The following is a 21,301-nucleotide window of genomic DNA, read 5'->3' as shown; positions in this document are numbered from 1 at the left end:
TCCAGTCAGTTCTGCGGCGAGATGATCGGCGAGATGAAGGGATTGTCCCACGATCCACCGATGAAGAACCGTGTATGGTTGACGGCGGGCTCCGCCGCCGGCGTTGGCTGCTCGGTTCCTTCCGCTGCCTTCGGCGCGGGTATTGGCGCGGCGTAGTCGCCGGTCAGCGCAAGGCTCTTGCCGGCCAGAGTCACGATCCCGGCAAAGTTCAAGGTACCGGATTTGTTCTGTATCTGGGCTGTGTCGATGGCGGCGACCCCATCCATGATATTGGCCTTGATCTCGAGCCGGTCAAATGCCAGCCAGGCATTGGTTTGTTCGTTGAGGCTGAAAAAGCGGTCGGTCTTGGCCTTGCCGAGCAGGCTGTTGAAGTCGAGGCTGCGGATTTGGCCGGCGCCAAAGCGCATGCTCAATGTTCCCTTGGCATTGGCGAGCGCCGATGACCAGCGCGAAATCGGCCCCTTCAGCACCAGCGAAATCGTCCCTTTGCCGAGTTCGAACCGATCGCCGAGGCTGAGCAGCGAGGCGATGGAAGCGCTGTTGACGTCGGTCCCATTGAGGCGCAGTTCGCCGAGCGTCGCGCCATCGCCTTCATCGGCAAGCTGGAAGCTTGCCGCCACCGAACCGTCAAAGGCAGATGCCTCGCCAATGTCGAATATTGCCCGGCCGTTGCGAATTTGGGCGGTTGCGGCAACCTTGGCGAGGTTGACCGATCCAAGCGTCGCCTTCTGCGTGGAGAGGCGCAGATCGAGATTGAGTTTTTTGAGAAAGGCCGTGTCGATCACGGCGTTGGAATTTTCCGGGCTGTCCGGCAGAGGCATGAAACCGGAAAAGACGGAGCGCAGGTCGAGAGTCTCGAACGCAAGCGTCCCTGTGACACTCGGCGTGCCATCGTCAAGTACAACCTCGATGACACCCTTGGCCGGATTGTCGTTCAGCGTCGCCGTCAGGCCGTCGAGCTTCATGCGCGACGCGGAACCCGAAACGGATGCGTCGAGCGCGAAACTGCCAACCGGCGCGCCCGGGATCGAGACCATTCTCGACCATTCCAGCGTTCGGCGCAGCGAAGGCGAGGTCAGCGACAGGGTGCCCTCGAAGAACTGGTCCTTCGATATGTTGGCCGATCCGTTGAAGGAGAGGGTCAATGGTGTCGAACTGAGGTTCATCTGCAGCGGGCTGGTCCCCCCGGCCAAAAGCAACAGGGCCTTGGTAGCGGAACTGTCGATCTCGGTTTCCTCATCGTGCCAGATGGCCGTGCCCCGGAAGCTTGCAACACCGGATGTCTGGGGCCAGTCGAATACGCCGCTGATGCTCGATATCTGTTCCTCTACGCCGTTGATCGGCCGCTTGAAGGTAACCCTTGCATCTTCGAGACGCACGCGGCCGAATGGCTGCGACGAGACCGTGCTCATGTCCGGCTTGGACGGGTTCGCCTCAACGGCGGAACGTGCCTCGCGCACGACGTCGCCGATGCGCCCGTCGCTTTTCGCCAGCGCTTCACCAATTTCGGAAAGGCTCTTTATCGGCTCATCGATGACAAAGCGCGGCCGCACGATTTTGGTTTCGGTGAATTCGATATTCCCCATCAATGCCGAAAGCAGCGACAGGTCGACTTCGATACGCTCGGCCTCCATGAAGGCGGCGCCGCCACGCTGCCATGGATTGCGTATGGTGATATCGCCGAGTGAGGCGCTGAAGACCGGGAAGAACGCGATTTGCGGCGACTGGCGGGACTCGACGCTGTAGCCGGTCCAGTTGCTGATTTCCTGGATGAGGCGCGCCCGGATCAGCTCCGTGCTCACCAGATAGGGCAGGGCAACGAGAACGCCGCCGGCAACGAGAGCCATCACCACAACCGTTGCGAGAAGGTTCCTTGGCCTGTACCAGGACATGAGCGTTTCCGAATTTGCCTTTGCGTGTATTGGCCGCGCAAAACTTTATGCTTAACGACGGTTTAGCGATCATGCATGGCAATTCAAGCCGGTACAGGCATTTCCGCGTCAAATTGTTGCATATTGTAATAATTGCGTGCGTTACGGGACTTTAAGTGCCGCGTACCCGCTCTTCACCGCCGCCGCCCCCCAACTGCCGTTATCCTCGGGCCTTGTCCCGAGGATCCATAACCAACCGTGGCTGAGCCAACGAGACAGCAGCATCACAAGAGTGGATCCTGGGGCGTTGCCCGCGTTGACGGCGGAGAGGTTAAGAATCAAAGAGTCACCTGCCGTACGCGTCGTTGCCGCAAAAGGCCGACAAGACCCAGCCCGGCGCTATTCGGCCAGCACCCGTGTCGAAGGGAAGGTGATCTCGACCATCGTGCCGCGCCCGGGCGTCGACTCGATGCTGAAATTGGCGCGGTTTGCTTCGGCCATGGCCTTGGTCAATGGCAGGCCGAGCCCGGTACCGTCGGTGCGCGCGTGGCGCGGCGTGGTAATCTGCTTGTAGGGCCGCAGCGCCTGCTCGACCTCCTGCCGTGTCATGCCGATGCCAGTGTCGCGAACACGCAGCAGTACGTCCCCGCTGGCCTCATAGCTCGTCGAAACGATGACTTGCCCACCCGGACCGGTAAAACGGACGGCGTTCGACAAGAGGTTGAGTGCGATCTGCGTGATGGACCGATGGTCGGCCACGATATCGGGAAGGCGCGACGTCAGGCTCGAGCGGATGATGACGCGCTCCCGGTTCGCCTGGGGCTGCATGATAGCGACGGCTTCGGTCAGCGCATCGTTGAGCGACACGGCCTCGAAGTCCATCTCGACAGCCCCGGCCTCGATCTTGGAAATATCGAGGAGATCGTTGACAAGCGAGAGCACATGGTTGCCCGACCGGCTGATATCCTTCAGGTAATCGCGGTAGCGCTCGCTGCCGATGGGCCCGAATTTTTCGTCGGCCATCAGCTCTGAAAAGCCGATGATCGCGTTGAGCGGCGTGCGGATTTCATGGCTGATGCGGGCAAGAAACTCGCTCTTCTGGCTCGACGTTCGCTCGGCTTCGCGTCTGGCGCTAACCAGCTCTTCTTCTGCCCGCTTCCAATGGGTGATGTCACGCAGCACCGCGCAATAGCCCTTCGAGACATCGAGCTTGCCGATGGTCATGAACAGCGGAATGAACCGGCCCTGGCTCTCGCGGCCGATAACCTCGCGGCCGTCATTGAGGAGGCTTGCGACGCCGTTCTCCGAGAGGCTGTTCAGATAATCCATCGCGGCGCGCTGGCTCTCGATTGCAAAGAGCAGCGAGAAGGGTTTTCCCGACACATCCTCGGGCTCATAGCCGAAAAGCGCCGCCGCCGAATGGTTGATCGAGCGAATCGAACCCGCCGCGTCGAGCAGGACCACGCCGTCGGTGGCGGTGTCGAGAATGGCATCGAGTTCATCGATGCGCGTCTGAAGTTCGAGCCGGTCGTCCTCGCCAATGACGCCCGGCGCAGCGGCCGGTTGCGGCGAGAGCGCAAGGAGAAGTGCGCGCTCGCCGTCGTCGTCCCAGCGCACGGCCTGAAGGTGCGCCGCAACGCGCAAGATCGTACCGTCGCTGCGGTGCAGGGATGTACCCGCCTCGTCGCCATCGTCAGCTTCCTGAGGCGCATCGGCAAAGAGTGCGCCAAGGCCGCCGGCGTCGTTGATCGCCTCCAGCGTCCCGTAGGCCAGCGCATCGAGAAGCGCCGGATTGGCGTAGAGGATTTGCCCGTTGCGGTGGATAAGAACCGGCAGGGGCAGGGCTGCCAGGATGGAGGTATCGACCCCCTTGCGGGCCTGTTCGCTGATCCGCCCGGCAAATGTACCGCCATGCCCCGCAACCTCGACGGCATCATCCCCGCGCGACGAGATGGCAAATCCGGGCCCGACGAGTTCGGCGTCGGGCACCATGTCGGCAGCGGCGAAGGATTCGCTCTGCCGAGGTGCGACATCGACTGCAGCAACTGGTTCGTGGGTTTCGTCCTTTGGCCGAGGCGCTTCAGCCAGTACTTCGCGGCGCAGCCGCTCGGCGATCTCCCGGAAGGCATTGCGTTCGGCGTCGTTGAGGCGGCCCTCATTGCGGGGCGGGCGCTGCGTATTCAAGGCGATGACATTATCGCCAGCACTTGGCGTAATTTCGAGGATGGGAGTGTCGCGGCCGAAATCCTCAGCGGGAGAGACCTCGACGGCTTGCGTTTCCGCCGGACCGGCGCGATTGCCGAGCGCAAGGCCCGTTGCTCTCGGGTCCGCTTCGGTTTCGCTCATCCGGGCGACGCCAAACCCGCGAAACCCCATGAAGGTTCGATCGCGCGAATAGATCGGAAGTGCCGCGAGCTCGATCGGCGCGCGCAGGTCCGTTCCCTCGATCGGCCAGAATACGGTACGGCCGGACCAGGTGTCGCGGCGTTCGAGCAATGAAGCGATTTCCTCGCTCTCGGCAAAGGCGTAGTCGGAGGCAACCTCGCGGAACGACCGGCCGACGATGGCGGCAGAGGCAGGGCCGACGGCCCTTGCGAGTTCGGGGGAGATTTCATTGAAGCGCGCATCGGCATCGACCTTCCAGACGAAGCGCACCGGCGCATCGGAGGGTGCGTAGCGGAAGCGTTCCGCCTCACCCGAATCGACTGTATCTTCATCGCGTGACGCACTGGAAGCGTCTGTCTGCGGATGATCGGGCGCAGGCCCGGCCGACTTGGTTGCTGGAACTGGGCCAGCCTCGATCAGGGGCAGCGACTTTTGCTCCACGGCTTGGCGTTGCCCGGCCGGGTTTTCCTCATCGATCGACCCTGCCTCCGCCTCGACGGCAAAAAGCAGGTGCAGGGCAGGGCTGTCTGTCAGCCGCGCAATTCCAGTCGGAACGATACCGCTCGCGGTCTTGACGGGACGCTTCACGAGACGATTGCGTTCGTGGCGCACATCACGCACCAGATCGCCGAGTACGCGTTCACCGAGGCCAAGCCTCACGAAATGCTCCGAGGCGGCCATGACCTTGCCGGCGGCGTCGAGTATGGCGGCGTGGGTCGTCTGGTCGCCGAAGCCCTGGATCGCCCGGGTAGCAGCCTGTTGATCCGAACCTTTGCGATCGCCATCGTTGACGGTCAACAAAATGGCGCGTTCCCCGCGCGGCAGGGCGATGTCGCTTGCCTGAAAGGTGAGGATGCGGCTGGCGAGACCATGCGCGACGCGCAGGGAAACGATACGCCCACGGCCGATTGCCGGAAAACCTTCGAGCGCCATTAACTGGCGCCGTGCGCGCACGTCAAAAACCTGATCGCTGCCGAGGATGTCGTCGATGGAGCCATATCCCAGCATCGCAGCCCCGGGACCGTTCGCCCAGATGATCGAGCCGAGGTCAGGCGCGACGACCACCAGCGCATCGCCATTGGCAAAGTGCTCGCGAATATCGTCGAGAACTGCAATGTCGATGAAAGGATAGGTACCAAACGCCATGTGCCGACCAGCTACTCCCAGAGCGAACGATCGCATTCATGCGGCCGTCTTAATACTTTGTTAATAATGGTGCGGCCGCCGCCCGTCCACTCGCAGCCCCTTATCTTACATGCCTTTCTCTTGGTTTAGTTAACTTCGGGCCGGGCCGGGCAGCCATCCACATACTAATTTCGATTGAGAAAACAGGCATTTAATTGTGCGCTGCAAAAGAAATGTTGCAATGCACAAAAAAATGGATTATATCGGGGTCATCAAATCAGATGCAGACGGAAGAACCATCTGCACAAGGAAGGATCCACTGTAATGAGCAAGACCACCAAACAGACTGCTGATGCGTTCTCGATCCCTGCTTTCGATGCCACCGCTGTAACCGACCAGGTTCGCGAATTCACCGAGAAGGGCGTTGCCCAGTCCAAGGAAGCTTATGCCAAGATCAAGGATCAGGCCGAAGCTGCTCAGAAGACCCTCGAATCCACTTTCGAAACTGCACAGTCGAACACTGCTGCTCTTTCGCTGAAGGCACTGGCTGCCCTGCGCGCCAACACCGAAGCCAGCTTCGCTCATATCGAAGCGCTGATCGGCGTGAAGTCCTTTGGTGAAGTGATCGAACTGCAGAGCGCATTCGTTCGCAAGCAGGCAGAAGCCTTTACCGGCCAGGCCAAGGAATTTCAGGCTGTCGCCACCAAGGCCGCTGAAGAAATCGCAGCGCCGGTCAAGTCGGCTGTCGAGAAGGCCTTCAAGGACGTCAAGGTCGCCTAACAGGCTACTGACAATCAAAAAGCTCCGTTGGCACTCCTCCTCCCAGCCATCGGAGACGCGAGACCCGGTCCCTCCCTCCCTCGGGGTCTCGCATTGATGGAAAAGGCCGGATTAAACTCCGGCCTTTTCTTTTTTCTGTGAGTTTTTGCCTTTGTTGCATCGAGCGCTTGCAAAAAGCGTCAATCCTCCGTATGTGACGCCTGTCAAAAATCATGACGGTACGCGGTCGTAGCTCAGTTGGTTAGAGCGCAGGATTGTGGCTCCTGAGGTCGGTGGTTCGAGCCCACCCGACCGTACCATTCCCCCTCCAAAGACACTGTTGCTGAGAAATCTGTCTCACTTGTCGCCAAAACTCGGTTCGATTTTCGTTACCGCCAAGGTTTTGCGTTGCGCGTTCTGAACCGTTTCGCCGATTGGATAAGTCCAGAAATCACCGGCTTGCGCGCAGTCGGTTTCTGAAGGAGCGGCCCCGGTTTCATCCGCCGCCAAGTTCTTCAAATCGAAGTTCAGGTATTTTGCCACAAGCTTGGAATAGTCATCATTGGCGTCGGCAACGACGCCGTAGTCCTTGGATTGAGCCAGTTTGACGGCAGCGAGCATCTTGGACGAGGTGTCCTTGCAAGGGAACGTAAGGACCGATGGCTGGTTGGCGCTGGTCACAATGAATCCGGATTTATCAGCATCGTACGTCCACTTGGCCGCGAGGCCGATCGATATGGGCGGGATTGGCCGGCCCGGAACGGAACATTCGTCCGTGGATTCGGGCGCAATCTTGGTGACCTCCAACGGTATCGACGGTCCGGACGGGCAGATGAAAAATTGCACGGTGGTCGCGCTGGTTTCGAAGTAGTAGCCGCGTTCGAGGTTGCCCTCGGTGTGAACGCCGAACTTGCGTTTTCCTATGGCAGCAAAGGTCCCGGCTTTATAGGTGGAGAAAAATGTCTCCCAATCCTTGCCCGCGATGTTGTCCTGCGCCAAGGCGCTCGTACCAAGGAAAGCGAATGTCGAGATCGCAAGGAGTACGGTCTTCATAGCTTGAACTCCCTTAATGGCAAAAAACCAGTCCCGTCGTTCGATTGGACCAGAAGCAAGCCCTCCGTGGGCGTCGCCCGGCATACGGCGTAGGTGTATTTGTCTGTCGTAAGGATGTGCAGCAGCCCCGTTTTGCATCGTTCAAAGCGAAGCGCGGTACTCGCTGACATTTCAAATTCATATTTGGAGAAGGGCGCCTTGAAGCTTACCCAGGCCGTGTCTCCGCTCAAGACCTTCTCGCTACGCTGATCCGCCGCAACCTGTGCGATCTTGTTGATCAGCAATCCCGCCACAAAAACCCCGATGATCATTATGACTGCGAGACCGCTTCGCGTGGCGACCACGCACTTTAGTTTGGCATCACTTAGTGCGAGCAGCGCCACAATCGCCAGTCCGATCGATGCAAGGAGAAAAACCGGATTGGAAAACACGTTGAAGGAATAAGAAAGCACGATTGGAATCGGCAGATCGACCTCGTGCACTGAGATCGAAAACTTTGCGAGGTAGGCCGATAAATAAGCAATGCCCGCGAAGTAGGCCAGCACAAGCGGTGCCGTTGCCGCGATGACTTCCAGTATTTTCTCGTTCAGTTTGTCCAAATCTTCGGACCCTTCGCCGGAAACACGCAGCAAACCTAATTGTCAAAACCTGCGAGCGTGTGACGTTTCATGCGTGCAGTCAGCACGAACCGGAGGGCGTGCTACCTTGGCCGGTCGTGCATGGGTCGCCGTCGTGGCCACGTCCCTTGCCACTGTTTCCGCCGCTGCCGCCTTTTCCGCCTCCAGAGCCACCGCCGCCGCCTTTGCCGCCGCCTCCGCCGCCCCCACCACCACCTCCGCCACCGCCTCCGCCCTTAGCGGCAGTGATCTCGACGGCATAGGCACATGCGAGGATTGCGCCAGCGATGATCAACACGCGGCGCGACAGATGTGATTGACGTGAATGTTCGTCGGATGTCTTTCCCATGATCCCCTCCAGTTGACGGATGATCCGGTGAAAGCCTGTCCCTCAAGACCTCCATCAGAAGCAGCATCCGAGCCCCGTCATTATGGACCGCAATTTGGGGAATGCATGTTGCTCTATCGGGCTACACCGATGGGACAGTTCACCGCTTCGTCATAATGTTTGCTGGCACTCGTGTTTCGTGCCAATGAAAGCGCCATGCGTATATTGCTCGTAGAAGACACGCGCGATGTGGGGGAAGCCATCTGCAAGCGTTTTGAGGCGACCGGCCATGCGGTCGATTGGGAAACCAATGGGCGCGACGCAGCTGAGATCATCGACTTCACGGACTATGCGCTGGTTATCCTCGACGTGATGCTGCCCGGTATGAACGGCTTCGAGATTCTCAAGCATATCCGCAAGTCCGGCAATGCGGTGCCGGTCCTTGTCCTGACCGCACGCTCCGAAATCGACGATCGCGTTGGTGCACTTGATCTCGGCGCCGATGACTATCTGGTCAAGCCTTTCGATTTTCGTGAGCTCGAAGCGCGTGCGCGCGTTCTTATGCGCAGGCGCACCGGCGGGGAGGCGACCAATCTCATCAAATGCGGCGATATCGCCGTCGATCGGGCCGCGCGCTCCGTCCATGTCGGCAAGCGCGAAGTTCAACTCAAACGCCGCGAATTGACCTTGCTGGAAGTGCTCGTGGCGCGTCCTGGCCGCGTTTTCAGCAAGGATGAGTTGCTCGATCAGATTTTCGGGTTCGATGAAGCTGCCAATGCCAATGCAATCGAGCTCTATGTCGGACGGTTGCGCAAGAAGCTTGAGGGCGCAAAGGCGCGCATTGTGACTGTGCGCGGCCTCGGCTATCAACTGGTCTCCGACGATGCGCCGTGAACCGTCGCTTTTTGCCCGACTTGCCCGGCGTATTTCCGTCGTTCTCGGCATCGGCGCGGCCTTGCTGGTGACCGCCGCCTGGTACTATGCGGAAACGGCTGCCAACAAGGCCTACGACCGCCTCCTCGTCGGCGCCGCACTTCAGATGTCCGAGAGTCTTGCTGTCGAGGACGGAATATTGACGGTGCGCCTGCCGACCTCGGCCTTCGAGCTTCTCGGCCTTGCCGAACGCGACCGGATTTTCTACCGCGTCATCAATACGCATGGTGAGACGCTGACCGGTTATGACGACCTCGAAAGCCCGGTTCCGCTCGATCGCATCGAAGACGTATCGAACGCGCAAGAGGGGTTCTACAAGGGCGAGCCCGTCCGCATTGCCAGTGCCAAGCGCGTCCTTGCGGACCCCGCTGTGTCAGGCGAGGCTTTTGTCATTGTTGCGCAGACAAACGAGGCCCGCTCGGCGCTGACTCGGGAATTGACGCTGCGCGCGACCATTCTCGTGCTCGTCATGAGCCTCCTCGCCTTCGTCGGCGCGATGCTGGCAATTCGTTATGCGCTGCAGCCCGTCGAACATCTCGGCACGGCGGTGCGGCGGCGTGATCCGCATGATTTGACACCCGTGACCGTCGATGTTCCGCGTGAACTCGATCCTTTCGTCGGGTCGATCAATCACTTCATGGGTCGTCTTAATGAGCGTGTCGATCTCTTGCAGCGCTTCATCGCTGATGCCGCACATCAGATCCGCACCCCGCTGACAGCGCTTTCGGCGCAGATCGACCTCCTTGGCGGCCACAAACTCGACAAGGCCGGGCGTCAGCACTACGAACGCGTGCAGGAGCGCGCGGGGGAACTGGCACGCCTTACCAATCAGTTGCTGAGCCACGCCATGGTCATTCACCGGGCGGATTCTGTACAACTTGAGCCGATCAGCCTGGTTGATGTGGCGCGGCGCGCCTATCGCGCCGCCATTCCGATCACCGTCGATCCGGATATCGTCATCTCCTTCGAAGCCCCCGACGAGCGTCCATTCGTCCTTGGCGACGCGGTGAGCCTGCGCGAAGCGATCGTCAATGTCATCGACAACGCCTTGCGGCATGGCGCCAAACACCGCCTGGAAGTGCGCGTTCGCGCAAACGATGACGAGGCTTTCGTCGAGGTCGAGGATGACGGGCCGGGCATTCCCCCGGAAGGCTGGGAAAAGGCGACGCAGCGCTTTGCTACCTCCAAGTCACACGAAGGAAGTTCGGGGCTCGGCTTTGCCATTGCACTTGAAGTTGCCAAGGCCCACGGCGGTACATTGAGCTTCCGCGCGCGCGACGAAAGGGGATTTACGGTGATACTTGCGCTTCCGCTCCTGAAGTGTGGTACATCGTGATCCGGATAATCCTCGCAACCCTCGTCGTCGCCTTCAGCGTCTCGCTTGCGAAAGCTGCGGACGACGACAAGACTGTGTTTCCGGCAAGCGGCGTGGAGACAGGCCGTTTGACGATCTATTCGACCACCGATCTCGTGGCGATGAAACCATTGATCGAGGATTTCCAGAAATCGTCGCCGGGCATCACCATCAACTATATCGAATATCTGACCAATGAGCTGAATTCGCTTGCGAGCGAGGCCTGCCGCAAGGGCGAGCCGCTTGGCGATCTACTCCTGTCTTCCTCCGTGGATCAATTGGTCAAGCTTGCCAATGACGGCTGTGCGACGGCCCACCGGTCACCGGAAACGGCAAGGGTCGCCGAATGGGCGAATTGGCGCGACGAGGTTTTCGGCTTTACCTATGAACCGGCCGTTTTCGTCTACAACAACCGTTTGGTTCCAGCCAATGAAGTACCGCGCACCCACGTCGAACTCGCGGACCTTTTGCGTGAACGACTCGATTACTATCGCGGGCGTGTCGGCACCTATGATATTCGCTTGTCGGGTATCGGCTATCTTCTTGCTTTCAACGATGCGCGTCAGACGACCACCGTTTTTGGCCGGCTGCTCGAGAGCATGGCGCGTGCTGCGGCGGTGGCGCGTTGCTGCACCGGCGAAATCATCGAGGAAGTCGCCAAGGGCAATCTCTATATCGGCTACAACATGCTGGGGCCCTATGCCTATGAGGCGGCCCTGCGCCATCCGCAACTGCGCATCGTCGTGCCGCGCGATTATACGCTGGTTCTAAGCCGTGGCGCGCTCATCCCGAAAGCAGCCAAACAGGCCGAACTCGGCGCACAATTCCTTGATTTCTTGCTTTCCGAACGCGGGCAGGCAATCGCGCGCAGCAACGCCTTCTATTTTACCGAAACCGGTGGGCTGCCGCCCGATGTCGACGGGCCGCAAAATATGAAGGAGTCCGGCATCGCCCAGCCGATCCGCATCGGCCCGGCACTGCTTGCGGTGCAGGATCGCGCCCAGCGCCAGCAATTTATCGACGATTGGTCACGGTCACTGATCGAGCTCAATAGTCCTGACTGGACGCGGGAATAGTCAGAAAAGCGACCCTTGCGAGCCGCTTGGCACTGGCGGCTTCTTGGCCGGGGCAGGGGCAGGGCGTTCTGATTTCGACTTGGCCGGGCGCTCGCTTGCCTCCGTCGCTACGGCCTGAACGTCGCCATCCTGAAACCGTAGTGTGAGGTCATCGCCACCGGCAATGTCCAGTGCCCGCTTTATCGGAGCACCTGAGGGGTCGAGCACAATCGCGAAGCCGCGTTCCAGTACGCTTGCATGCGATAGCGTGCGCATCAGTCGTTCGAGTTCAAAGCTTTTCCGGTTGGCGCGGTCTAGCCGAAGATCGATCGATTGACCAAGCCGCCGGTCCAGTTGCTGCAGATGCTGGCGTCCGCGCTCCGTCCGGCGCCCGGTCGCTTCGATCGAAAGGCGGCCAGTCCGTCGGTGATAGAGCGCCCGAAGATCACGCACGAAGACATCGAGTGCACGCGGCAAACGAACAGCAAGTATGCCGGTCTCGCGCCGCTTTTCGCGCAATCTGTGTTGGAGCAGGCGCGGTGACAATTGCCGGGCCCGCCCGTCGAAATGAGCGCGTTTCCCTTGGGTGTTCGCCTGGAGCGCGCGGGAAAGACGCGCGGCGGTCTCGTCGAAATGCCGTCGCGGCAAAGCCAGCAATTGATCCGCCGACGGCAACGCCCGCGAAAGGGCGCGCTGCGTTTCGCGGCGGCGGTTCAAATAGCGCGACATGCTTGAGGCGAGCCGCGCACCCATCATGGCGATGTGCGCCGCAAGGTCTGCCTTTACCGGCACGGCCATCTCCGCCGCGCCTGTCGGCGTCGGCGCCCGCACATCCGCGGCAAGGTCGATCAACGTCCAGTCGGTTTCGTGCCCGACCGCCGAAATCACCGGAATGCGCGATGCCGCGACCGCACGCACCACGGCTTCATCGTTGAACCCCCAAAGGTCTTCAAGGCTGCCGCCGCCGCGCGCGACGATAAGCACATCAGGGCGGGGCAGGGCGCCGCCGTCCAACCCGTTGAAGCCGTTGATCGCATTGGCAACTTCCATGCCGGAGGTCTCGCCCTGCACGCGGACCGGCCAGACCAGGACGTGCAATGGGAAACGGTCGGTGATCCGGTGGATGATATCGCGAATGACCGCGCCCGTCGGTGAAGTAACGACGCCGATGATGCGCGGCATGAAGGGGAGGGCCCGCTTCGCCGAAGCATCGAAGAGGCCTTCTGCGCCGAGCCTGCGCTTGCGCTCTTCGAGAAGCGCCATCAGCGCGCCGGCACCCGCTGGCTCCATCTGCTCGATGACGATCTGGTATTTGGATGAACCCGGGTAGGTGGTCAACTTGCCGGTGGCGATGACTTCCATGCCCTCTTCCGGCTGGAAGCGAAGGCGGTTCATGGAACTGCGCCAGATCACCGCCTCGATTCGGGCCTTGTCATCCTTCAGCGAAAAATAGGCATGGCCGGACGAATGCGGTCCACGATAGCCGGAAATCTCCCCGCGCACGCGCACATGGCCGAAAGCATCTTCAACGGTGCGCTTGAGCGCGCCGGATATTTCCGAGACGGTATATTCGGCGGCATTGGTGGCAGATTCGGGCACTTCGCTCATGACGTATAACTATCGGGGCCAGAAACAAGGTCAAGTCTCGCCCAACCATCGATTGCGCCATTGTCAGCCGACGCGATATCGCCTTTAACTTGGGAAAAAAGGAATCGTCATGTCAGCAACAGCCTCCCTTACCGCCAAGCGCCTGAAATTGCGCCATTATCTGTTGATCGGAGCGCTGATGATCGCTGCAGCTGCCGCGATCCTTTTGTGGATGGGCCGCAATCCGATCTGTACCTGCGGTACAATAAAGCTGTGGGTGGGCGAGACGAACTCGTCTGACAATTCGCAGCACATCGCCGATTGGTACACACTGTCGCACATCATCCACGGCTTCCTGTTCTACGGTATGCTTTGGCTTGTCGCCCGCAGGACGCCGATTGGGGCGCGGCTCTTGATCGCAATTCTGATCGAAGCGTCCTGGGAGATATTCGAGAACACCGACATGGTGATCAATCGCTATCGCGAGGCCACGATTGCTCTCGGCTACGTCGGCGACAGTGTCCTGAATTCCGTGTCCGACATCCTGTTCATGGTCATCGGCTTCTTTTTTGCGGCCCGCGCGCCCATCTGGCTGACCGTGGTTTTGGCGATCTTCTTCGAGCTTCTGGCTGCCTGGGTGATCCGCGACAACCTTACGCTCAACGTCTTGATGCTGCTTTATCCCCTGGATGCGGTAAAAGCCTGGCAAGGCGCAATGTAAGCGTCTACTTACCAGCCCGGCGCGAGTTCCGTGGCGCGCACCTGGCGCAGTCGCTGGTTCGCAAGGATCGGAGCCGCTGCCTGCGTCAACGTGACCGGCGTCGGCATCGACAGGTTGTCGAGGCTCTCGACGATATGCTGTGCCAGCGCATCTACGATCGCCGAGGGCTTGGTATGCCCGCGCATGATGCCGATGCCGAACTCCGGCAACCGGCCGAAACCATCGGCCTCGGTCAGGACGCGCATGCCTGGACGCAAGGCGCATTCCGGCAGGATGGACACGGCAAGGCCCGCAAGTACGGCTGCCGCCAGCACGGTTGCCGACCAGCTGGTAAAGAGGATGCGGTAGTCGTGGTTCATCCGGTCGAGAACGTCGATGGCGGCAGCACGCCAGATGCAGGTCGGCCGGCCGACTGCGAGCGGCAAAACCAGCTCTTCATGGACATTGTGATGCGCGGACGTTACCCAAAGTAATTGCTCGCTGCGCACCACTTCCGATCGCCGCTGTTCGTCGCACTGGGTGACAAGTGCAATATCGAGCTGACCCTTGCGGATCATCTCGTCGAGATTGACGGTGGGCTCGCACACGACGGACAGTTCGACCCGCGGGTTGGAGCGCGAGAAACGCGCCATGATTTCGGGCAGGAAGCGATCGGCATAGTCGTCAGGCGTGCCAATGCGGATGTGACCCTGCAACTGCGTATCATCAAAAGCGGCGATGGTTTCATTGTTGAGCTGCAGCATGCGCCGCGCATAGGCGAGGAGGCGCTCGCCGTCCTCGGTCAGCCGGTTCGTGCGCCCATCCCGTTCGAACAGCGCCTTTGCGACCCGTTCTTCGAGGCGGCGCATCTGCATCGAGACCGCGGACTGTGTCTTGTTCACCTTGTCGGCGGCTTTGGTGAAGCTGCCAAGGTCGGCGATTGCTGTAAATGTCTGCAACTGGTCAAGATCGAGCGGTGCGTTCATGGTCGTGCTCCCAGGCGGCTCATCCATCATTATTATTGAACGTTTACATTAAAAACATTCGTTTGAATAATCAATTCTTATGGATCATTCTGAGGATGTTCAGGAAGCGCTGGCAACGATAGAGGCCAAGCGTGATGCGTGGGAATGGTTCCTGCGCGGTTCAACTTTCTTGATCAGCGCCACCAAAGGAGTAACGGCGATGACGACGACGACCAGATTGACTGAAGTAACCGGTTCCACCCGCCCGACCGCAGGATTTGCGTCGCAAGTGGCCAACTTTGTCACCCGTATGCTCGTCGCTCGCCGCAATCGTAAAACGATTTTGAGCCTTGGCGAATGGAGTGACGAGATGCTGCACGACATCGGTGTCACCCGAGCTGATCTGCATTCGGCTATTGGTACCTCATTGCTCGATGATCCAAGCGAACGCTTGGGTGCGCTGGCTGACATGCGCACACGCGTGCGCGCCGCCCGCAGCATCGTCTGAGGACCTGACTGGTTAGCAGGCGCCCATTCACGCCGGAATCCCCTCCCGGCGCCTCGCCTGCCTACTGCCCGGCCCACCTTGCATCTGCAACGTGGCCGGGCTTTTTCTTTTAGCGGCTACGATCCATGCCGCGCAGATATTGGTCGAATATCGACTCAAGCCCCTTCTGGTACTGGTCGTTCGCCTGGCGGCCGGTGTCGAACATCTGGCCGAGTATGTCTTTCAGCGGGTTGTCGGACGGCGCCGGCGCATCGGGATCCGGCTGCGCCTGCCGCTGCCTTGCCTGCGGTTGCGGCGGTGGCGTGCCGCGCGGGGCGCCGCCGCCCAGCATCTCCTCGAAAATCTTGCCGAGCGGATTGTCGCCAAAAGGATTTTGCCCCTGTGCGGTATCCTCGCTTCCATCGTCTTGCGGCGCGTGGCTGCGTGGTGTCGGTGCCTGCTGGGCGGCACCCGGGAGGCCACCCTTCATCATCTCTTCGAATATCTGGCCGAGCGGATTGTTTCCAAGCGGATTGGCCGATTGTCCTTGCCCCTGCTGACTGGCCGCACCGCCGCCGAACATGCCTTCCAGGATCTGGCCCCAGGGATTTGCCGAGGCGTCGGGGGCGCTCTGGCGATTGGGAGCCGGCTGACCTCCGCCCATGGCGGCCCCACCCTGCCGCATCATCTGCTCGATTAGATCGCCGATGACATTGCCGCCGCCAAGCCCTGAAGCTGCGAACTGGCCGGTTGATTTATTATAAAGTCCACCCATCATCATCGAAGCGATGACCGGCAGCATCTGCCTGAGCGTTTCCGCGCCAAGTCCTGTCATCTGCGCCGCATGGTCGGCGACAGCGCGCGACAAGTCTTTTGAGCCAAATAGCTGGCCAAGAATATTATTGCCATTGGCGACGCCGGACGAATTGAAGGCGGCCTGCGGATTGTCGAAATAATTAGTGTGCTGGCCGGCGGAAAGTGCCTGAATGAAAGCGCCGAAGCCCATCGGATCGGCGGCATTCCGCTGCAGGCCTTGCGAAAATGCCGGCATCAGCGCTTGGATGGCAGCGACGGTCTGCTGTTGGGACAGGTTGAACTGACGGGATAGCGCCTCGATATTCTGGCCCCCTTGTCCCTTTAGAAACATGTCTACGAGATTCATGGCGGCGATCCTCCTTCGCACTGGGCTGGGGCAGAGCTTAGCGCCGCCAAAGGACAGACTCCAATGCTTTATTCGTGTTCGACCGAGCGACCTTCGTCGTGGAGTAGCGCCTGCTGCGCCCTAGTCGGGCAACCCGCCAATGCGCAGTGCCTCTATATACCTGTCGCGATCATCTGGGCGCCGGAACGGCGGCAGTATCTCGGCGAGGTTTGAAATACGCAGTGTCGGATCGAATGCGCAAAGGCGAGCAACCATTTCCCGCGCTTCGGCAATCCGCCCCGCCTTGGCGAGGCCGGCAGCCGCGACGCGCATTGCACTCGGGTAATTGGGCTGGTGCCGCATCGACTTTCCCGCCCAGGCGGCGGCCTCGTCATAGCGGCCGGCACAAAAATGCGCGAGCCCGACATTGAACTGCCAGGCAAACAGGCGCGGATCGAACGGGCTAAGGCGCATGGCAAGCGAGGCGTGCTCGATCGCCGCTTCCGGCTCGCCCAAGCAAATCTTGACCCAGCTGCTGACGCCAACGGCGGCGGCCAGATTCGGGTTGAGAACGAGCGCCCGCTCGATGCATGCCGCACTGGCGTCAAGATCACCGCTGACATAGCCAAGAACATATCCGCCATAGGAAAGCGCAATCGCGTCATCCCAGCCAAGTTCGACCGCCCGCCGGGCAAGCCCGGTCGCCTCGGCGGTTTCCTCCGCGCGGTCGATCATCCAGCCATTGCTCTTTCGGGTCGCATAGCAGCGCGCCGCCCGCGCATAAGCTACGGCGAACTCCGGGTCGCGCTCGATTGCCTGCATGAAAAGGCGCAGGGCCTCCTCAAGGGACGCCCTGTTTGTGATCGTCCGGTCAAATGCCGCGAGCCCACGCAGGTAGTAGTCATAGGCGTCAAGACTTTCTGTCGGCTTGCGCTTGGAGCGCTCGATTTCGGCCTCCTCGACCTTGGGTGTAATGGCGCCCACGATGCTTGCGGCGACCTGGTCCTGCAGATCGAAAACGTCCGCCAAGGTCCCGTCAAAACGATCGGCCCAAAGGTGAGCGCCCGTCGCTGTATCGATCAACTGCCCGGCAATGCGCAACCGGTCGCCTGTCCGCCGCACGCTGCCTTCAACCACATAGCGCACGCCAAGCTCGCGTCCGACCTGCGTTATGTCGACGGCCTTCCCCTTGTACGTAAAGCTGGAATTGCGTGCGATAACATAGAGATGGCGGAACTGGGCGAGGGCGATCGTGATGTCTTCGACGATGCCGTCGGCAAAATATTCCTGCTCCGGGTCTCCGCTGAGATTCTGGAAGGGCAAGACAGCAACCGACGGGCGGTCGTGAAGCGGAGTCGCAACGACCGGCGCCGGCGGCTTAGGTCCAGTGGCAGCGTTAGCCTCGGGTGGGGTCAGTGGATGTTCGTTGGCGGCCTTGCCCGCGTGCAAGGAACCCGCAAGCGCGGTCGTTTGCGCCTCTGGTTCTGCACCGAGGTGCTTCTTCAACAGGGCCTTGCATAATTCAAACTGGCGTAAAGCCGCGTTTTCGTGGCCGCGCAGCGTATGTATCCGCATCAGTGCTCGATGCGCAGCCTCAGCGGTCGGGTCCGACGCGAGCAGTCTTTCCGCAAGCCCTTCGCAGGCGGTCTCTTCCGGGGAGCCAGGCTGAGACAACGCAAGACTGAGCCGTTCCACCAGCTGTTGCGCCTTCTGCTCGTATTTGTTTCTGTGGGGTCCGAACCATTCGTCCATGCCATCCGGAAGGGCTTGCCCCGCAAGCATCTCCCCGCGGTAAAGTTCCGCGGCAATCGCAAGTTCCGAAGGGCGGTCCGATTGCAATTTGAGGTCGAACATAGAGATGTCCGTTTGGTCGGGATCGACGATCAGGGCGACAGAATCCTGGTCTCCGTCGATATAGGTGGTGGCATGCTCTCCAGGCGGGAAAGACCGCCGGATGTCGACAAGCGCCTGCCGCAAGCTGTTGCGGGCTTGCCCGTCGGCTCGTCCCGGCCAGAAGAGTTCAGATAGCTGGTCGCGGCGATGGCCGCGGCGGCCAGCGAGGACGAGGGCGGCGAATAGAAGCGAAGTCTTGCGCGTTGTGAAGCGGACTTGCCGGTCATCCGGGGAAGTAACTTCGAGGCCGCCCAGCAACCTGATGCGCACAGATCATCTCCAGTTTATTGACCGCATTCGCAGAATAACATTCCGATGACAGGATTTAACAGCGATTTAGCGCGATTGCGCGCCTCTTTCACGCGCCGCCGAACAGCCGCAAAGCGCGCCGGTGACACACTCCCATCTGCAAACATGCAAAAAGGGAGATTGAAAAAATGGCTCACACGGAAACCCACATCGGCCGCGCCCCGACTGAAACGCAGGTATGGGGGACGAAGCTCAACATCGTTGCAACAGCGATTGCTGCTTTCAGGACGCGGAGGCAGGCCATCGTAGCCCGGAGAGTTCTCGCCGAACTGACGCCCGAACAATTAAACGACATGGGTCTGCCGCAGGCCAATCACCCGGCGCTCGATATCAAGGCGGGTCTGATCACCAATCTGATGTCTATGCGATAACTTGGATCTCGAAGTATTTGATGCGAGGGATTATTCTATGATATCCGATCCCGGTATGCTTCGGGTATCGAAGTTATCGGTGATTGCTTTTTTCTTTAAGTATACAAAAATTTATTGAAAACATTTTTAGGAACTTTGCCAATGGCTTATAAATTTCAAGTAATTGACCCTGCCAGCCATCGCACGGCGATGGCGTTTCAGGGATTTTCGTGGACTTGCTTGTTCTTCGGACCATTTCCTGCTTTGTTCATATTGTTGGCTTTATAATCATGTTCGTCGTCAATTTATTTACACTCGGAATTAGCTTGCTTATATTTCCGTTCATTTATAACAAAATGCACTACAATTGGCTTGTAGGACGAGGCTTTCGTCTCGCTGGTGCGATGGGAATGCACAATCAAAATGTAATCAACGTGTCGGTTGGCAACGTTGGCTCAGCGGACCATTCCAGAAACGCCGGCTTCGCGTTGGATCCGGCGCTTCAGACGCCCAACGATCAAAAAGCAATTTCTAACCATTAACGAACTAAACCCCGCATCAGGGACAAACTGATGCGGGGTTCGATAATGGGAAGCCTTTCGATTATATCAAAAGAACCGCGTCAGATTACCGCGAATACGCTCGAGCGGATCGACATCGGCGCTGCCGGGGTCGAAAGTCCTGTTGGTGATCGTTTCGTAAGCGTGGATGTAGACCTTGGTGGTCGCGTCGATCACGTCTTCCGGGATTTCCGGGATATCGTCCTTGTAGGGATCGCAGCGTTCGACCACCCAGTTGCGTACGAAATCCTTGTCGAAGCTTACGGGCCGCTTGCCTGGCGCATAGCTGTCGGCAAACCAGTAGCGGCTGGAATCGGGCGTGTGGATTTCATCGGCGAGCAGAATATTGCCCGCTTCATCCATGCCGAACTCGTATTTGGTGTCGGCGAGGATCAGGCCCCGGCCGGCAGCGATTTCCTGGCCGCGGGCGAACAGCTTGAGCGCGTGGCTGGAGACGGTCTCCCACTGGTCTTGCGTGAGAAGCCCTTCAGAGAGGATCGCCTCGGCTGTCAGAGGCTCGTCGTGCCCGCCGTCGAACGCCTTTGATGTCGGCGTAATGATCGGCGCTGGAAGCTTCTGATTGTCCTGCATGCCGTCTGGCAAAGTGAAGCCGTACATTTCGCGCTTTCCGGCTTTGTAAAGCGTCAGGATCGACGTGCCGGTGGTGCCGGCGAGATAACCGCGCACCACGATTTCGACCGGCAGGATCGTCAGCTTGCGGCAGACGAGCACATTCGGATCCGGATACTCGATTACATGATTGGGGCAGATATCGGCGGTCTGCTCGAACTGGTAGCGCGCAGTCTGCGTCAGCACCTGGCCCTTGAGAGGGATCGCCGCAAGAATGCGGTCAAAGGCGCTGATGCGGTCGGTGGCAATGATGATGCGCCGGCCATCGGCGAGGTCATAATTCTCGCGCACCTTGCCGCGGTAGTAGTTGGGCAATTCGGGAATATAGGCTTCCGCCAACGCTTTGAACTTTGCCATGGTGTCAGAATTCCGCTGAAAAACGATATCGTCCCGCATAACACATATGCGGGAGGTGGCGAGTCAAAATTGTCGGGTAAAGAAGATTTACCGGCCGCCGGTGACGTCGAGAAGCGACCCTGTCACATAGGATGACGCGTCGCTCAAAAGCCAGACGATCGCCTCGCCAACCTCATCCGCAGTGCCGGCGCGGCCGAGCGGCGCCGTCACGCCGAGGCGCTGGGCTCGGTCGGGCTGGCCGCCACTTGCGTGAATTTCTGTCTCGATCAATCCCGGCCGGATGGCGTTGACGCGTATGCCTTCGGGGCCGACCTCCTTGGAAAGTCCGATGGTCAACGTATCCATTGCACCTTTGGAACCGGCGTAATCGACATATTCATTAGGTCCGCCGATGCGGGCCGCGGCGGAGGAAAGCAGCACGATCGATCCGCCATTGCCGCCGCGCGAGCGGGCAAGATGGCGCACCGCCTCGCGTGCGCAGAGATAGGCGCCAAGCACGTTGACGTCGAAGATGCGGCGCATGCGTGCCGTGTCCATGTCCATCAGCTTCGAGGCCGGGGCAACGATTCCGGCATTGACGACCACTCCGTCGAGCGTGCCGAGTTCGCTTGCCTGTTCGAACATCGAAACAACGTCGGCCTCGACCGAGACATCGCCCCGGATGGCCCTGGCTTTGCCGCCAGCATCTGCAATTGCCGCGACGACCTCGTCGGCGGCCGCTTTGTTACCCGCATAGTTGACCGCGACCGACCAGCCCAGTCGCCCGGCAAGAATTGCGGTAGAGCGGCCGATGCCCCGGCTGCCGCCGGTGACGAGAATTGTCTTGGTCATGTCAAAGATCC

18 protein-coding genes and 1 tRNA gene are annotated in these 21,301 nt (G+C 59.8%); 8 read left to right on the top strand and 11 right to left on the bottom strand.

Features of this window, described 5'->3' with window-relative positions; all coding sequences use genetic code 11:
* Positions 1–5: 5 nt before the first annotated feature.
* Both GF108_RS11995 and GF108_RS11990 read right to left on the bottom strand, forming a co-directional pair.
* A complete protein-coding gene (locus tag GF108_RS11995; protein ID WP_153668105.1) occupies positions 6–1,892 on the bottom strand; it encodes an AsmA-like C-terminal region-containing protein in 1,887 nt (628 codons plus the stop codon).
* Positions 1,893–2,270: 378 nt separating this feature from the next.
* Positions 2,271–5,402, bottom strand: a complete 3,132-nt coding sequence (locus GF108_RS11990) for a histidine kinase dimerization/phospho-acceptor domain-containing protein (RefSeq protein ID WP_153668104.1) — start codon at positions 5,400–5,402, stop codon at positions 2,271–2,273.
* Between the two features lie 303 nt (positions 5,403–5,705).
* Here GF108_RS11990 and GF108_RS11985 point away from each other — a divergent pair, with 303 nt between their 5' ends.
* Both GF108_RS11985 and GF108_RS11980 read left to right on the top strand, forming a co-directional pair.
* Positions 5,706–6,161, top strand: coding sequence for a phasin (locus tag GF108_RS11985; RefSeq protein WP_027230249.1), 456 nt, complete (start codon positions 5,706–5,708; stop codon positions 6,159–6,161).
* A gap of 222 nt (positions 6,162–6,383) precedes the next feature.
* A tRNA-His gene (locus GF108_RS11980) sits at positions 6,384–6,460 on the top strand.
* Between the two features lie 37 nt (positions 6,461–6,497).
* Here GF108_RS11980 and GF108_RS11975 read toward each other — a convergent pair.
* The 3 genes from GF108_RS11975 to GF108_RS22205 form a co-directional block, all read right to left on the bottom strand.
* Positions 6,498–7,193, bottom strand: coding sequence for a hypothetical protein (locus GF108_RS11975; protein ID WP_153668103.1), 696 nt, complete (start codon positions 7,191–7,193; stop codon positions 6,498–6,500).
* A complete protein-coding gene (locus GF108_RS11970; protein ID WP_153668102.1) occupies positions 7,190–7,792 on the bottom strand; it encodes a hypothetical protein in 603 nt (200 codons plus the stop codon). Before GF108_RS11970 ends, GF108_RS11975 begins: the two co-directional genes overlap by 4 nt.
* A gap of 79 nt (positions 7,793–7,871) precedes the next feature.
* On the bottom strand, positions 7,872–8,159 hold the full coding sequence (locus GF108_RS22205; protein ID WP_172982580.1) for a hypothetical protein: 288 nt from the start codon (positions 8,157–8,159) through the stop codon (positions 7,872–7,874).
* A 195-nt stretch (positions 8,160–8,354) separates the two neighbouring features.
* Between GF108_RS22205 and GF108_RS11965 the strand changes: the two genes are divergently transcribed.
* The 3 genes from GF108_RS11965 to GF108_RS11955 are packed head-to-tail and all read left to right on the top strand — an operon-like array spanning position 8,355 to position 11,501.
* Entirely contained in the window at positions 8,355–9,032 is a 678-nt protein-coding gene (locus tag GF108_RS11965) for a response regulator transcription factor (protein ID WP_153668101.1), read from the top strand.
* Positions 9,022–10,407 (top strand): sensor histidine kinase, encoded by a 1,386-nt coding sequence (locus GF108_RS11960; RefSeq protein WP_153668100.1) that lies wholly within the window; start codon positions 9,022–9,024, stop codon positions 10,405–10,407. Before GF108_RS11965 ends, GF108_RS11960 begins: the two co-directional genes overlap by 11 nt.
* On the top strand, positions 10,404–11,501 hold the full coding sequence (locus GF108_RS11955; protein ID WP_370462143.1) for an ABC transporter substrate-binding protein: 1,098 nt from the start codon (positions 10,404–10,406) through the stop codon (positions 11,499–11,501). The genes GF108_RS11960 and GF108_RS11955 overlap by 4 nt, the downstream gene beginning before the upstream one ends.
* Here GF108_RS11955 and xseA read toward each other — a convergent pair whose 3' ends face one another.
* Positions 11,502–13,088 (bottom strand): exodeoxyribonuclease VII large subunit, encoded by a 1,587-nt coding sequence (gene xseA, locus GF108_RS11950; protein WP_153668099.1) that lies wholly within the window; start codon positions 13,086–13,088, stop codon positions 11,502–11,504.
* A gap of 109 nt (positions 13,089–13,197) precedes the next feature.
* Between xseA and GF108_RS11945 the strand changes: the two genes are divergently transcribed.
* A complete protein-coding gene (locus GF108_RS11945) occupies positions 13,198–13,788 on the top strand; it encodes a DUF2585 domain-containing protein (protein ID WP_153668098.1) in 591 nt (196 codons plus the stop codon).
* 8 nt (positions 13,789–13,796) lie between these two features.
* Here the strand turns inward: GF108_RS11945 and GF108_RS11940 are convergent, their stop codons facing one another.
* A complete protein-coding gene (locus GF108_RS11940; protein WP_027230241.1) occupies positions 13,797–14,753 on the bottom strand; it encodes a LysR substrate-binding domain-containing protein in 957 nt (318 codons plus the stop codon).
* Between the two features lie 79 nt (positions 14,754–14,832).
* On the opposite strand from GF108_RS11940, the gene GF108_RS11935 reads away from it, so the two are divergent.
* Positions 14,833–15,240, top strand: a complete 408-nt coding sequence (locus tag GF108_RS11935; RefSeq protein WP_153668097.1) for a DUF1127 domain-containing protein — start codon at positions 14,833–14,835, stop codon at positions 15,238–15,240.
* A 109-nt stretch (positions 15,241–15,349) separates the two neighbouring features.
* Here GF108_RS11935 and GF108_RS11930 read toward each other — a convergent pair whose 3' ends face one another.
* Positions 15,350–16,381, bottom strand: coding sequence for a DUF937 domain-containing protein (locus GF108_RS11930; RefSeq protein WP_153668096.1), 1,032 nt, complete (start codon positions 16,379–16,381; stop codon positions 15,350–15,352).
* Between the two features lie 120 nt (positions 16,382–16,501).
* A complete protein-coding gene (locus GF108_RS11925) occupies positions 16,502–18,523 on the bottom strand; it encodes a BTAD domain-containing putative transcriptional regulator (RefSeq protein ID WP_370462142.1) in 2,022 nt (673 codons plus the stop codon).
* Between the two features lie 167 nt (positions 18,524–18,690).
* Here GF108_RS11925 and GF108_RS11920 point away from each other — a divergent pair, with 167 nt between their 5' ends.
* A complete protein-coding gene (locus tag GF108_RS11920; RefSeq protein WP_153668095.1) occupies positions 18,691–18,933 on the top strand; it encodes a DUF1127 domain-containing protein in 243 nt (80 codons plus the stop codon).
* 587 nt (positions 18,934–19,520) lie between these two features.
* Here GF108_RS11920 and GF108_RS11915 read toward each other — a convergent pair.
* Positions 19,521–20,459: a phosphoribosylaminoimidazolesuccinocarboxamide synthase gene (locus GF108_RS11915; RefSeq protein ID WP_153668094.1), complete on the bottom strand. Its 939-nt coding sequence runs from the start codon at positions 20,457–20,459 to the stop codon at positions 19,521–19,523.
* An 87-nt stretch (positions 20,460–20,546) separates the two neighbouring features.
* Positions 20,547–21,290 (bottom strand): SDR family oxidoreductase, encoded by a 744-nt coding sequence (locus GF108_RS11910; RefSeq protein ID WP_153668093.1) that lies wholly within the window; start codon positions 21,288–21,290, stop codon positions 20,547–20,549.
* Positions 21,291–21,301: the final 11 nt, after the last annotated feature.

The organism is Phyllobacterium sp. SYP-B3895, from assembly GCF_009647635.1.
GTDB classification, from domain to species: domain Bacteria; phylum Pseudomonadota; class Alphaproteobacteria; order Rhizobiales; family Rhizobiaceae; genus Phyllobacterium; species Phyllobacterium pellucidum.
Note: the sequence above shows the minus strand (reverse complement) of the source record. Positions and strands in the feature narration are given on the sequence as shown.

Bases quoted from the DNA above. Each gene is read 5' to 3' on its own strand.
- GF108_RS11995 (WP_153668105.1), bottom strand. From the start codon at position 1,892: ATGTCCTGGTACAGGCCAAGGAACCTTCTCGCAACGGTTGTGGTGATG.
- GF108_RS11990 (WP_153668104.1), bottom strand. From the start codon at position 5,402: ATGGCGTTTGGTACCTATCCTTTCATCGACATTGCAGTTCTCGACGAT.
- GF108_RS11985 (WP_027230249.1), top strand. From the start codon at position 5,706: ATGAGCAAGACCACCAAACAGACTGCTGATGCGTTCTCGATCCCTGCT.
- GF108_RS11975 (WP_153668103.1), bottom strand. From the start codon at position 7,193: ATGAAGACCGTACTCCTTGCGATCTCGACATTCGCTTTCCTTGGTACG.
- GF108_RS22205 (WP_172982580.1), bottom strand. From the start codon at position 8,159: ATGGGAAAGACATCCGACGAACATTCACGTCAATCACATCTGTCGCGC.
- GF108_RS11965 (WP_153668101.1), top strand. From the start codon at position 8,355: ATGCGTATATTGCTCGTAGAAGACACGCGCGATGTGGGGGAAGCCATC.
- GF108_RS11960 (WP_153668100.1), top strand. From the start codon at position 9,022: ATGCGCCGTGAACCGTCGCTTTTTGCCCGACTTGCCCGGCGTATTTCC.
- xseA (WP_153668099.1), bottom strand. From the start codon at position 13,088: ATGAGCGAAGTGCCCGAATCTGCCACCAATGCCGCCGAATATACCGTC.
- GF108_RS11945 (WP_153668098.1), top strand. From the start codon at position 13,198: ATGTCAGCAACAGCCTCCCTTACCGCCAAGCGCCTGAAATTGCGCCAT.
- GF108_RS11940 (WP_027230241.1), bottom strand. From the start codon at position 14,753: ATGAACGCACCGCTCGATCTTGACCAGTTGCAGACATTTACAGCAATC.
- GF108_RS11935 (WP_153668097.1), top strand. From the start codon at position 14,833: ATGGATCATTCTGAGGATGTTCAGGAAGCGCTGGCAACGATAGAGGCC.
- GF108_RS11930 (WP_153668096.1), bottom strand. From the start codon at position 16,381: ATGAATCTCGTAGACATGTTTCTAAAGGGACAAGGGGGCCAGAATATC.
- GF108_RS11920 (WP_153668095.1), top strand. From the start codon at position 18,691: ATGGCTCACACGGAAACCCACATCGGCCGCGCCCCGACTGAAACGCAG.
- GF108_RS11915 (WP_153668094.1), bottom strand. From the start codon at position 20,459: ATGGCAAAGTTCAAAGCGTTGGCGGAAGCCTATATTCCCGAATTGCCC.
- GF108_RS11910 (WP_153668093.1), bottom strand. From the start codon at position 21,290: ATGACCAAGACAATTCTCGTCACCGGCGGCAGCCGGGGCATCGGCCGC.